The organism is uncultured Shewanella sp. (assembly GCF_947491715.1).
Classification (GTDB): Bacteria; Pseudomonadota; Gammaproteobacteria; order Enterobacterales; family Shewanellaceae; genus Shewanella.
The window spans coordinates 20290-34028 of record NZ_CANLKR010000006.1 but is presented as its reverse complement, the minus strand read 5'-3'; the positions used below and the strand labels follow the sequence as shown (position 1 = coordinate 34028).

General features: G+C 40.1%; 10 protein-coding genes. 6 read left to right on the top strand and 4 right to left on the bottom strand.

The features are described 5' to 3' along the window. Positions 1-24: 24 nt before the first annotated feature. The 4 genes from Q0779_RS06980 to fadB form a co-directional block, all read right to left on the bottom strand. Positions 25-1257 (bottom strand): kynureninase, encoded by a 1233-nt coding sequence (locus Q0779_RS06980; RefSeq protein ID WP_298770950.1) that lies wholly within the window; start codon positions 1255-1257, stop codon positions 25-27. A gap of 26 nt (positions 1258-1283) precedes the next feature. Next, positions 1284-2036, bottom strand: coding sequence for a tryptophan 2,3-dioxygenase family protein (locus Q0779_RS06975; protein ID WP_298770948.1), 753 nt, complete (start codon positions 2034-2036; stop codon positions 1284-1286). Positions 2037-2242: 206 nt separating this feature from the next. Then, positions 2243-3406, bottom strand: a complete 1164-nt coding sequence (gene fadA, locus Q0779_RS06970) for an acetyl-CoA C-acyltransferase FadA (protein ID WP_298770947.1) — start codon at positions 3404-3406, stop codon at positions 2243-2245. 21 nt (positions 3407-3427) lie between these two features. Next, a complete protein-coding gene (gene fadB / locus Q0779_RS06965) occupies positions 3428-5578 on the bottom strand; it encodes a fatty acid oxidation complex subunit alpha FadB (protein WP_298770945.1) in 2151 nt (716 codons plus the stop codon). An 803-nt stretch (positions 5579-6381) separates the two neighbouring features. Here fadB and Q0779_RS06960 point away from each other — a divergent pair. The 6 genes from Q0779_RS06960 (at position 6382) to Q0779_RS06935 (ending at position 13509) form a co-directional block, all read left to right on the top strand. Beyond that, entirely contained in the window at positions 6382-7353 is a 972-nt protein-coding gene (locus Q0779_RS06960; protein WP_298770943.1) for a hypothetical protein, read from the top strand. Positions 7354-7486: 133 nt separating this feature from the next. Further along, positions 7487-8806 carry a Xaa-Pro dipeptidase gene (gene pepQ / locus Q0779_RS06955; protein WP_298770941.1) on the top strand — a complete coding sequence of 440 codons (1320 nt, stop codon included), beginning with the start codon at positions 7487-7489 and terminating at the stop codon, positions 8804-8806. A gap of 353 nt (positions 8807-9159) precedes the next feature. After that, positions 9160-9774 (top strand): YigZ family protein, encoded by a 615-nt coding sequence (locus Q0779_RS06950; RefSeq protein ID WP_298770939.1) that lies wholly within the window; start codon positions 9160-9162, stop codon positions 9772-9774. Positions 9775-9792: 18 nt separating this feature from the next. Beyond that, positions 9793-11250, top strand: coding sequence for a TrkH family potassium uptake protein (locus tag Q0779_RS06945; RefSeq protein WP_298770937.1), 1458 nt, complete (start codon positions 9793-9795; stop codon positions 11248-11250). A 13-nt stretch (positions 11251-11263) separates the two neighbouring features. Beyond that, a complete protein-coding gene (hemG, locus tag Q0779_RS06940; RefSeq protein ID WP_298770935.1) occupies positions 11264-11803 on the top strand; it encodes a menaquinone-dependent protoporphyrinogen IX dehydrogenase in 540 nt (179 codons plus the stop codon). Between the two features lie 398 nt (positions 11804-12201). After that, positions 12202-13509: a short-chain fatty acid transporter gene (locus Q0779_RS06935; RefSeq protein ID WP_298770933.1), complete on the top strand. Its 1308-nt coding sequence runs from the start codon at positions 12202-12204 to the stop codon at positions 13507-13509. Positions 13510-13739 lie beyond the last annotated feature (230 nt).

Genomic DNA, 13739 nt, shown 5'->3' with positions numbered 1-13739 from the left:
TACCAACTCCTCTTGGGTTGTATTTTAGAGTGATGAGTGTATTGGTGGGTTGGTTAGGATTTTATGATGAAGATGCTCTATCACTTCTAGTGTTTCATTGAGTTGATTATTACTCACATAAGGTGCTGGGCCCAATCTGAGCTGATTGCCTCGACTGTCACATAAAATATTGTGCTTGGCGAGCTCTTTTACCCAAATCTGTGCTTGAGGTGCGGTGAGTGATAAAAATCCAGCGTTATTTTCAATACCATGTTGCGGTAAGGACAGAACATTGGGGTTTAGCTTGATGGACTCAATACCTGTGTAGAGTGTTTTGATTTGTGCATGATTGATTTGATGTAAGGCGACATCTGTCAATTGATGCTCATCAAAAAAATCAAACACGGCTGCAGCGCGATAGTGGCTGGCGGGATCGTAGGTTGAGCCTGAAAATGCGCTATGACCTAAACCATAACCCACTGAAGAGGCATGTTTATTCAAGCTTTCAAATTCGGCAAACCAGCCTGTAATTAACGGACTGCCATGATAATTCTTGGGAAGACGCATGAAACAATTGCCTTCACCCGCTTGGCAGTATTTATAGCCACCACCAATGATAAAAGTTGAATTTAATTGCCAATCATTGAGATTAAAAGGAATAACATTCAGTGCGTGGTAAGCATCAACTAAGCAAGGAATGGTTAACTCTTTGGCTGCTTGAGCGACTTGACCTATATCGTTAAATATTTCACTGCTTGAAAAAAAGACCGCTGAGAGCATCACTGCATCGGTCGCTGCATCGAGCTTTTCAATTATGCGTGTTGCTAAAGTTGCACTTGGGGAAACGGGCACTTTTTCTATGATGAAATTAATATCTTGCAATCTATCGAGTTGTCTGCGCATCGAATGAAACTCACCATCTGTGGTGATAATTTTTATCGGTCTATGGGGCCTTTTTGTTTTTAATAGAGGTAAATCAGATAAAAACCGTAAAATGAGCTCATGAGTTGAAGTGCCGAGTGTGATTTCGCTTGTCGGTTCACCGAGTAAATTGGCATAAAAGTGTCTGACTCTTTCGGCTTTTTCAAAGGCAGCTTGCCACTTGTCATCTATGTGTAAAGCTGCATCATTGAAGCTTTGGAGTAATCCATGTTTGGCAACATTAGGCCAGGCTTGGTGTGAATGCCCGGATAATAAAATGCGACTGTCTACTTGGAAGTCGCTGTAGTGAGCTTGTAATAATGGAGGCTTTGGTAATATAACGGAGTTATTAAGCATAATATTATCGACTTTCTGACCTTAGATTAAAGTTTGGCGCGAATATTCCACAGGCTGGGGAATAGGGGTTTAAACAAGGTTTTAGTGAGGTACTCAGCGCCACTTGATCCTCCCGTGCCCATTTTAGTGCCTATGGTACGCTGGACCATTTTAACGTGACGATAACGCCATTCTTGCAAGCCTTCATCGAGATCAACGAGTAATTCGCATACTTGAGATAGCGGAAAGTTGTACTGATAAATTTCAATCAATAAGGCTTCAAGTGCATTATCTTGAAGATGGGGGTCTGTTTGCCAGTGTGGAATAACGTTATAGTTTTCAGTAGCCACTAACGATAAAAAATCACTCCAAATGGAAGGGGCTTCTAATCGTTTTATCAGCTTTTGTTTGCTGATGTCATCATGAATATGAATTAAATTTTCACGTTTATAACCAAGAACAAATTCAATTTCTCTAAATTGCGCACTTTCAAAGCCACTTGCGGTATCAAGCCTGTCTCGAAAACTTTTAAACTCCAGTGGTGTCATGGTTTCTAAAATATCCACTTGACCCACTAAGGTTTTTAAAATAGTTAAGGTGCGTTTTAATGTGTGTAGTGATTTAGGAATATTACCTTGAACGAGACTGATTTTAAGAAAATCGAGCTCGTGTAAAATTTGTTTAAACCAAAGCTCATAGGTTTGATGAATAAGGATAAATAGCATTTCATCATGTTCTTCCGATTTAGGTTGTTGCAGTGTCAGCAGTTCATTGATTTTAAGGTATTCAGGGTAATTCATTTTATTATTATTGTTCGTGAGCGTTACCTTAATGTTTCATATTTACAGAAGAATACCAAGAGGCGGTAGAGTAAGGGATGATAGGTGAACTGTAACGATTTTTTGACTGAGAGAGATAGCTGGAAGGAAAATCTTAGGGAGAAAAAGCCAATCACAAACGGATTGGCTTCATATAGGGATATAATTTAACTAAATGATTTTAATAATTAAACTCTTTCAAATACAGTAGCGATACCTTGACCTAAACCGATACACATAGTGGCAAGGCCTAATGTGGCATCTTTGCTTTCCATGAGATTAATCAAGGTGGTTGAGATCCTTGCACCAGAGCAGCCTAATGGATGACCTAGAGCGATTGCGCCACCATTAAGGTTAATTTTATCATCGACTACATCCATTAAACCGAGATCTTTGACGCAGGGTAATGATTGTGCGGCAAAGGCTTCGTTGAGTTCAATGACATCTAAATCATTAATGGCGATGCCGCCACGAGCTAAGGCTTTTTGCGTTGCAGGTACTGGACCGTAACCCATAATTGCAGCATCACACCCTGCCACCGCCATAGAACGAATACGGGCACGAATAGGTAATCCAAGTGCACGAGCTTTTGACTCTTCCATGACTAACATGGCTGAGGCACCATCAGATAAGGCTGAAGAGCTACCTGCGGTAACGGTACCGTTAACTGGGTCAAAAGCTGGGCGTAAACCTGATAATGATTCCAATGATGTTTCTGGGCGGATCACTTCATCATGCTGTACTTTTATGAGTGCACCTGTTGCATCATGACCTTCGATGGCATGGATTTCATTCGCGAAGCGACCTTCAATCGTTGCTGCATGAGCACGTTGGTGCGAGCGGACGGCGAATTCATCTTGCATTTGACGGCTAATACCGTGCATTTTACCCAGCATTTCAGCGGTTAAGCCCATCATACCAGAGGCCTTTGCCACGTTATTGGCAAGACCCGGATGGAAATCAACCCCATGTGACATTGGCACATGACCCATATGCTCAACACCACCAATAATAAAGGTGTCACCCATGCCGGTCATTATCGCGCGTGCAGCTTGATGCATGGCTTCCATGGACGATCCACAAAGGCGGTTAACAGTGACTGCCCCCGCTTGTTTTGGGATCCCTGCTAACAGCGAGGCGTTGCGAGCAATGTTAAAACCTTGCTCTAATGTTTGCTGTACACAACCCCAGATCACATCTTCAATGGTATTGGGATCCAGCTGTGGATTACGGATCAGTAGAGCTTTCATTAATTCTGCAGATAAGGTTTCTGCGCGTACATTTCTAAATACTCCAGCCTTTGAGCGGCCCATGGGAGTACGAATGCAATCTACGATAACGGCTTGTTTCATTATTTTATTCCTTCCCACTGATTAGGCTTGGTAATAGCTACCGTTATTGGCTGCCAATTCACGCATAGCGTCTGTTACCTGATAAAGGCCACCTAAGTGAGCATATTTGTCTGCTAGTGCGACAAAATTAGCGACACCCATGGTATCAAGGTAACGGAATACACCTCCTCTAAATGGAGGGAAGCCAATACCATAAACGAGACCCATATCCGCTTCAGCGGGTGAAGCTATGATACCTTCTTCTAAACAACGCACTGTTTCAATGATCATTGGGATCATAGTGCGGGCAATAATTTCATCACTTTCAAAGGCTTTTGTATCGCCAAACGCAGTGTTGAGTAATTCATAACTGCTTGGGTCGATATCTTTCTTGGGTTTTCCGCGACGATCGAGTGAATAGGCATAAAAACCTTTAGTGTTTTTCTGGCCTAAACGATCGTTATTGAATAAGACATCAACGGCATCTTTACTGGGTTTAGCCATGCGATCAGGGAAACCTTCAGCCATCACCGCTTGAGCATGATGTGCCGTGTCTAAGCCGACAACATCCAGTAGATAAGCTGGGCCCATTGGCCAGCCAAATTGTTTTTCCATCACTTTATCAATAGCACTGAAATCAGCGCCGTCAACTAACAGACCATTAAAGCCAGCAAAGTAGGGGAAAAGCACACGATTGACGAAAAAGCCTGGGCAATCATTGACGACGATAGGGGTTTTACCCATTTTACTGGCATAGGCAACAACTGAAGCGACCGTTTTTTCTGATGTCTTTTCACCACGAATGACTTCAACTAAAGGCATTTTATGTACTGGATTGAAAAAATGCATACCACAGAAGCGCTCAGGATTTTTAAGGCTTTTAGCAAGTAAATTTATTGAAATGGTGGATGTATTAGAAGTGAGGATTGTCTCATCACCGACTTGTTGTTCCACTTCGGCCAACACGGTGGCTTTGACTTTTGGATGCTCAACAACGGCTTCAACAATCACATCCACATCTTTTACGGCAGCATAATCTAAGGTTGGAGTGATGTTATTCAGTACCTTAGCCATTTTTTCAGGTGTGCTGCGGCCTCGTTTAATTTGACTTGTGAGTAATTTGGAAGCCTCATTTAAGCCTAAATCTAATGCGGGCTGCGCAATATCTTTCATGATGATCGGCGTGCCTTTACTGGCACTTTGATAAGCAATGCCGCCCCCCATGATACCTGCACCTAATACGGCAGCCTGATTAATTGTTAATGCTTGCTTACTGGCTTTTTTGGCTTTTCCTTTGACAAATTGGTCATTTAAGAAAATACCAATAAGTGATTTAGCGACATCACTTTTAGCCAGTGATAAGAATGCATTATGCTCAACTTTTAAGGCATCTGCTCGAGTGCTTTTAGCGGCTTGTTCAACCACATTGACTGCCGCCATCGGGGCTGGGTAATGTTTACCCGCCACTTTAAATACCATGCCTTTGGCGGTGGTAAATGACATGATGGCTTCTAATTTTGGCAGGTTGAGTGGCGCTTGTTTCTTCGCGCGGCGGTTTTGCCAGTCAAGTTTTTCGGCTAAGGCATCTTGCAGCATTTGTAGTGCGGCTGCTTTTAATTGATCTGGTTCAACGACGGCATCAATCGCGCCCACTTTCAACGCCGCTTCTGGGCGATGTTCTTTACCTGTAGTGATCCATTCTAATGCGTTATCTGCGCCAATGACGCGAGGTAGGCGTACTGTACCACCGAAGCCGGGGATCAGTCCTAGCTTGGTTTCAGGTAAGCCAATGCGAGCATTGGTGTCAGCGATACGAAAGTCAGTCGCTAAAATGGTTTCACAACCTCCGCCTAATGCAAAACCATTAATGGCAGAAATCGTTGGAAAAGGGAGGTCTTCTAATTTATTAAAAATCGCATTGGTTTTTTCGAGCCAAGCAATAATCTTGGCGTCATCTTGGGCGAATAAGCCGAGAAACTCTGTGATATCCGCACCAACGATAAAAGTTTGTTTACCAGAACTTAAATACAGTGCTTGAATGTTTGAATTTGACATGATGCTATCGAGTGCGGCATCAAATGATTCGAGGGTTTCTTTATCGAATTTGTTTACCGAGCCTGGTGCATCAAAGCACAGGTGTGCGATATTACCCTCAAGTAACTCAACTTGAATTGTAGGACTTTGGTAGATCATTGCTTGCTTCCTTTTTGCTTTAGAGCCACTCCCGCATATTAGATTCATTTTAAACTGGGAATGATCTTCTATCTCACAGCAGCTTCGGCCATCATTTGACCACTTCCTTCCAGTGTGCTTAAAAAAAGAAAAAAATACAACACCCAATTTAAACGTATGTTTGATTTTTGGCAGTGAAATTTCATTTTTTATGGATAGATTTATACCCGTGATACTTGAAGATGCCTGTTTTCAGAGCCTGTAAAATTGCCTAATTCAAGGCGTATTATTGCAAGAATGCTTATTGTGATACAACTTCGATGTAGGTGATTTTACAGACTCCCAAAGGGCTGGTTTAAAAGCCTTTTATACTGCGTTATTGAACATCAGCTTAGAATGACTAGGCACGCTGTTCAAAGCCTTGTCTAAAAGGCTTTTAATTCCAGCTGAATCCTGCATTTTCAAGTATCACGGGTATAGAGCCTGTTGACCTTTGGAGGTTAAATTATGTCCGAGATAAACGTGTTTTAATGCGACGGGAGGGATGACGCTTAGTGATCTAAGTAAATTTCTCCCAACAAAGAGTAAAACACGTTTAGCCGGATCCTACGGACAGCGTTTGTGGCTCCTTTCTACGGCGTTATCGCTTATTTATGTAGAATAACTACACCGCATAAGCTCTGCCTTGTATAAAGAACCCACAAGCTGTTGCAGAAATCATCACCAAAGATCAACAGGCCCTAGAGCATTATCTTTATTTTTGGACGTCATCATCGCTGAACTTCTATCATTACAGAGGGATATCAACAAAGCTGGGAATAAGTATGTATAAAGGAATAGTGATGATTTGTTGTATTTGGATGAGTTGGGCTGTTCAAGGGAGAAGTGTTGATGACATAACGGCGACTAAAACGGAACATCAGCCCGTTATTTTTGATTTTTTAATGGCCATTAATACTCAATTTCGTCAAACCTACAATGAAGCCGTTTTAGATGAAGTGCAGCAAATTAAAGCGGGAAAAATTCCTGTTATGATTGTGTCGAGTGGTTATCTGACCTTTTACTATCAAGGAAAGAGAAGGCAAGAAAAGATACTTTCTAGTCAATTTCATGAGGTTAAAGCTATAAATCATATCGTGTTAGGGATTTATGTTTATTTGAGTGGTTTAACCGAAGGTGAATTATCTGCTGGATCATTACTCAGACTTGAAGCAAAAAAAGATCAAATCACTAAAATATTGAACTTGATAAAAAAACAACCCAGTAAGCATTATCAACTGAGCATGTTTACCTTGTCTCTACGGTACCTAAATTCTTTAATTGAGACTGGTCATTATTCTTATAAAGGATTAAAAGATTATGTACAGACAATGAGAAGTGAAGTGGATCAATCATTTAAGTTTGCTGCAAAGAGCCAATTGGATTTAATACACCACTATGTCAGCCTTTGGAAAAATAACATGTCGGTTATTGATTGGCTGGCTTTAAAAGTGGTTATTTGTGCTTCTCATCAAGCGAGATATGGTGAGCTTAGTTATAGCTACTTTTCCCGTTTATTGAATGAGAAGCCGACTATTGGAGCGCTTGGAGAGGAGCAAATTATATATTCAGAATCACGATATTCTGAAGAAGAGGCATTAAAGTTACTGAGCAGACACATTATCGATCAGCGTATTGGTCAGGATTTTTTTAATGATCCTTTTAGGATGCAAAAAGACTTGCTGATTGATGTTACAGAGTCTTATTTGAAGAGAATATTGCCTAGTATGACGGAACGTTCATTACAGGATAAGTGAGTTTACCATTCAGTTTGTGAATAATCATCGAGTGACGTGTTAAACTAATGAGAAAATGTTTATTCATCGAATGCATGGCAAAGGTCATATTTGATTGAATGAAGCGTGCATTAATAAAAATAGGATAATAATTATGAATTTATTCGCTCAGCATTACCCCGAACATATACAAACATTGAATCAAAGAGTGGCAGAGATTGTTTCAAGAGAGGGACTGGCTGGGTTGATTATTCATTCTGGTCGCCCGCAGCGTCAATTTTTAGATGATATGGATTATCCTTTTAAGGTGAACCCACAATTTAAGGCGTGGTTGCCTATTATTGATAATCCCCACTGTTGGCTGTTGGTGAATGGTACTGATAAGCCGACATTGTTATTTTATCGTCCGGTAGATTTTTGGCATAAAGTGGCTGATTTACCTGATGCATTTTGGTGTGATCATTTTAATATTCATGTGTTAACAAACGCTGATGCCGTTAGGGATTTTTTGCCAAAAGACCTTGAAGCTTGGAGTTATATTGGTGAACATGTTGAGTATGCATTAGAAGTCGGCTTAACATCATTCAATCCCAGCGCAGTATTAAATTATTTACATTTTCATCGCACGATAAAAACCGACTATGAGCTCGAATGCATGCGTGAAGCTAACCGTATTGCTGTGACTGGGCATTTAGCGGCAAAAAATGCGTTTTATCATGGTGCTTGCGAATTTGATATTCAGCAAGCTTATTTATCAGCCGTAGGGCAGACTGAAAATGAAATGCCCTATGGTAATATTATCGCGCTAAATGAAAATGCCGCGATTTTGCATTACACAGGGCTTGCTCGTCAAAATCCGCAACATAGACATTCTTTTCTTATTGATGCGGGTGCTCAGTTTCATGGTTATGCATCGGATATTACTCGAACTTACTCTTTTGAAAAGAATCTATTTGATGAACTTGTGATGCAGATGGATAACTCACAACGCGCTATTATTGATATGATGGCACCTAATGTCAGTTATGTGGATTTACATTTAGCGTGTCATGAGCAGATTGCACAATTGTTACTGGACTTTAAATTGGCTTCTGGTGATAAACAAGGTCTGATAGAGCAGAAAATCACGGGAGCTTTTTTCCCTCATGGTCTCGGTCATATGTTAGGGCTGCAGGTACATGATATGGGGGGATTTTTAAGTGATGATATTGGCACGCATATCGCGTCTCCCGATGCGCATCCTTTTTTACGTTGTACTCGAACATTAGCGGCTAATCAGGTACTGACTATTGAGCCCGGTTTGTATATTATTGATTCATTACTGTCTGAACTGAAGCAAGATAAGCGGCAATCGCAAGTTAATTGGGATGCTGTGGCATTATTACGTGACTTTGGTGGTATACGTATAGAAGATAATATCATTGTTCATGATACACATAATGAGAACATGACCCGAGATGCGGGGTTGAGTTAACATCATGGTTAAGTCGTTAATACTAGGGGCTGTTGAACTTTGGTGATGATTTCTGCAGCAGTTTGTGGGGGTTTTATACAAGGCAGAGCTTATGGGGTGTAGTTATTCTACATGAATAAGCGATAACGCTGTAGAAAGGCGCCACAAACACTGTCCGTAGGATCCAGCTAAACGTGTTTTACTCTTTGTTGTAGCCCTCTTTATTAAAGAAAGGGGCTTAGAAGACTAGGCAGTACTCACTACGCCGTGATTAAAATACGTTTATCTCGGACATAATTTAACCACGAAAGATCAACAGCCCCTAACCATTTTTAGCTGAAAAGTAAAAATGGCTTTTGAGTTAAGGTATCAATGTGAGTGAGTGTTATTTAATTCCGGCTAGCGAATGTGTGGTGGAAGAAGATATTAAACATAGCCGATTTATCTCTATTTTGTTTCATTGCTCGGATCCACAAATGATGAAAGAGCAATTAGAAACCGTTAAATATCGTTATCCTAATGCTAATCATTATTGCTATGCTTTTGTATGTGGCCAACCAAAATCAACTTTGTCCTCAGGCTCTAGCGATGATGGAGAGCCTTCTGGTAGTGCTGGAAGACCTATGCTGGCGCATTTGCAGGGGAGTGATATTGGCGAAATTGGCGTGATTGTTGTACGTTATTTTGGAGGAACGAAATTAGGCGTGGGTGGACTGGTTCGAGCTTATAGTTCTGGCATCAAACAAGGATTAAAAAGACTTGAAACGACACTTAAGCAGTTACGTTACCCAGGGTTTTTAGAGTGTGAATATGCGCAATTAACGGATGTTGAGTATTTTTTAACTCAGTATGATGCCGTTATTGAAGATAAGTTGTTTACTGATAAAGTGAAAGTTTCTTTTTCGATTGGAAAAGGAAAGGAACAAGCACTCAATCGTGATCTGGCTTTGATGAGTCAAGGTCGCCTAGTTGCCACATTTATCCCTTAATATAAGAAAGCAAAATGAATGCAATATAGAACAATTATAAGAATTACTGGCTTGCTCATTGGACTTTTTTCTTTGTCTTTGCTGCCTTCAGCTTGTATTGCTGTGATTTATAAAGACGGTGGCGGTATGGCATTTATCAAAGCCTTTATGCTAAGTCTCATTTGTGGTTTCGCGCTGTGGTATCCCAACCGCCGTTATAAAAAAGAGTTAAAGACTCGTGAAGGTTTTTTATTAGTTGTATTGTTTTGGGTCGTACTAGGCTCTATAGGGGCTGTTCCTTTCATTTTTACCAGTCAGCCCAATTTAAGTCTTACGGATAGTTTTTTTGAATCTTTCTCTGCGTTGACGACGACTGGGGCGACCGTTATTGTCGGGCTCGATGTGTTACCTAAGGCCATTTTATTTTATCGGCACTTATTACAATGGTTAGGGGGAATGGGGATCATTGTATTGGCTGTGGCCATTTTACCGGTATTGGGAGTGGGGGGAATGCAGTTATACCGAGCAGAAATGCCCGGCCCTGTGAAGGATACCAAAATGACCCCAAGGATCGCAGAAACAGCTAAAGCACTTTGGTATATTTATGTTTCTTTAACTATTGCCTGTGCACTTTGCTATCGGCTGGCTGGCATGGACATGTTTGATGCGATTTGCCATTCATTTTCGACCATTGCCATTGGTGGCTTTTCTACCCATGATGCGAGTATTGGCTATTTCAATAGTACTGCGGTGAATATGACCTGTGTGGTGTTCTTATTGATTGCAGCATTAAATTTCAGTTTGCATTTTGCTGCCTTTTCACGTCGAGGTATGGACTTACGTGTTTATTTTAAAGATGCAGAATTTAAGGCGCTTATTTTAATACAATTATTTCTTGTTGCTATTAGCTTTATTACTTTATTAAAAAGTGGATTATATGATTCTACAGAAGAGACGTTAGACTATGCAGTGTTTCAGGCAGTGTCTATTTCAACGACTGCGGGTTTTAGTATAGAAAGCTTTCACGTTTGGCCCCTTTTCTTACCTATATTGCTTATTTTTTCAAGTTTTATCGGCGGCAGTGGTGGCTCGACTGCGGGTGGCATAAAAGTGATCCGCATTGTTTTATTATTATTGCAAGGTTCGAGAGAATTAAAGCGTTTAGTGCATCCAAGGGGACTATTTTCTATTAAATTAAGTGGTAAAGCCCTTCCCGATCGAGTCATTGATGCGATTTGGGGATTCTTTTCTGCTTATGCGTTGGTATTTGTTATCTGTATGCTCATTTTGATGGGGTTTGGCTTGGATAATGTGACTGCGTTTAGTGCGACTGCTGCGTGTTTAAATAATCTAGGGCCTGGATTGGGTGAAGTGGCCAGTAATTACGCCAGTATTAACGATGGTTCAAAATGGGTGTTAATCCTTGCTATGTTATTTGGGCGATTAGAAGTCTTTACTTTATTAGTGCTATTTACGCCAACATTTTGGCGAAATTAAAGAAGGTTGATTTATGAGTCAAACTCTCGTGATTTACTCTACAGTAGATGGTCAAACTAAGGCTATCTGCCAGAAAATAAAAGAGATTAATATGCAAATGGGAGATGATGTGACTTTACTTTCCCTAGCTGAGGCTAAAAAAGCCATATTGAAAGATTATGATAAAATTTTACTTGGTGCGAGTATTCGTTATGGTAAACATCGAGCGGAACTGTATCAATTTATTGATGAAAATAATGCACTGCTCTCTAAGAAAATCAGTGGTTTTTTTAGTGTGAATGTGGTGGCGAGAAAGCCTGAAAAAAATACGCCAGAAACGAACCCGTATATGTTGAAGTTTTTGACTTTGTCGTCTTGGAAACCGCAGATGTTAGGGGTTTTCGCAGGGAAAATAGATTACCCTAAATATGGTTTTTTTGATCGCTTTATGATTCGGTTTATTATGAAAATGACAAAAGGTCCGACCGATATTAAGGGGACCTTTGAGTTTACTGACTGGGAGCAAGTGACAAATTTTGCAGAGAAGTTTGCGAAACTCAAGCCTGTCGAATAATAGTTCAGATTTTTAATCTCAATGTTGTTGCTGATTTATTGTCGACCTTCGGGGTGAGGGAGGTCGAAACCTAAGCCGATAAGCTAAAGACGCTCTACCTGATAGTTCAATACCGTAAACTGTTGCTTCAATCATTATTGAAGTGCTACATCTACTATCATATTTTGAACTGCTTGCTTATGTGATTTTTCCTCTTATTGCGAGTTTATCTGTGATCTTTTGGCTTGTGTATAAGTCTTTGTAGTCAATTCTTACTAATACTTCCTTTGTTTAATGCGTTTATTTCATGAAGCAGTACTTTATTGTTTTTTACTGTTTTTAATACCAGTATTGAGTAAAAATGATATTGTCTTTACTGTAAAACTGTGAATTGTGCTTATTTTTTACTGGGGATAACTATGTTAACTAATGCGGCTAAACCTCTGGTCAAACTTGTGGATCGTTATTTACCTGATCCTTATATTTTTGTACTCATCCTGAGTTTGATTGTGATGATTGCAGCTGTTCTTTTTGAGCAAAAATCTCCCATTGAAGTGATTGAATATTGGGGGCAGGGATTTTGGGGGTTACTGACATTTTCTATGCAAATGCTTTTGGTGCTTATTGTTGGATTTATTTTGGCAAGCAGTCCACTGATCAAAAAAGGGCTTAACTATATTGCGACTTTACCCGAAAGTGCTTCTCAAGCGATTATATTAGTGACTTTTGTTTCATTATTGGCGAGTTGGATTAATTGGGGGTTTGGACTTGTTGTTGGGGCCTTATTGGCTAAAGCCATAGCACGAAAGGTGAAAGTCGATTATCGATTATTGATTGCTAGTGTGTACTCAGGCTTTTTGGTTTGGCATGGAGGCTTGTCAGGATCGATTCCCTTAACGATTGCAACGCCAGGTAATTTCTCTGAAGCATCTATTGGACTGATCAGTACCAGTGAGACAATTTTCTCCGGTTTCAATTTGGCCTTAGTTGGGATTTTGTTTATTGTTGTTCCTTTGGTTAATCGCTGGATGCTTCCTAAAGCTGAGGACAGTTTTTATATTGATGAGAACAAAATATTAGAAGATGTGAATAAAACATTTGATGCTACTCGGCCCGCTGAGCGTCTGGAAAATAGTCGATTATTAGCTTATTTAATAGGTTTTTGTGGACTCATCTATTTAGGGTATTACTTTTTTCACGGCGGAGGTATTAATTTAAATATCATCAATTTTTTATTTCTTACTTTTGCCATTATTTTACATAAGACCCCTAGAAGTTTTCTTAATAGTCTAAATGAAGCCGTTAAAAGTGGCGGTGGGATTATCATACAGTTTCCTTTTTATGCGGGCATTATGGCGATAATGACCCAATCCGGATTAGCGGTGAGTATTTCTCAAGGTTTTGTCGCCATTGCTAATGCAGACACCTTGCCTTTTTGGAGCTTTTTGAGTGCAGGAGTTGTTAATATGTTTGTTCCTTCAGGTGGTGGGCAGTGGGCTGTACAGGCACCTGTTGTATTGCCTGCTGCTAAGCTGCTAAATGCGGATGTTGCTCGAGTTGCAATGGGAGTCGCTTGGGGGGATGCTTGGACTAATATGATCCAACCCTTTTGGGCGTTACCTATTTTGGCCATAGCGGGTTTAAAAGCGAAAGATATCATGGGATTTTGCTTAATGCAGTTAATGATTTCGGGTGTGATAATTAGTATAGCGCTGACTTGGTTTTAACCGTAAAGCTTTCTGCCTCATCTTTTCTAGGTGAGGTTGAAATTTACACTTAATTATAATAAAAGTGAATAGCTATCAAAAAATACCTCGCTTTAGATTTAAGTCTATATTTTTAATCTGTAAAGTAATATATAAACCGTTATGTACTTTCGTGTTAATTGTAACATTATTTTAGTTGAATATTAGTCGATATTAATATTTAATCAACTTAAATTCCTTAGTTGTTATTC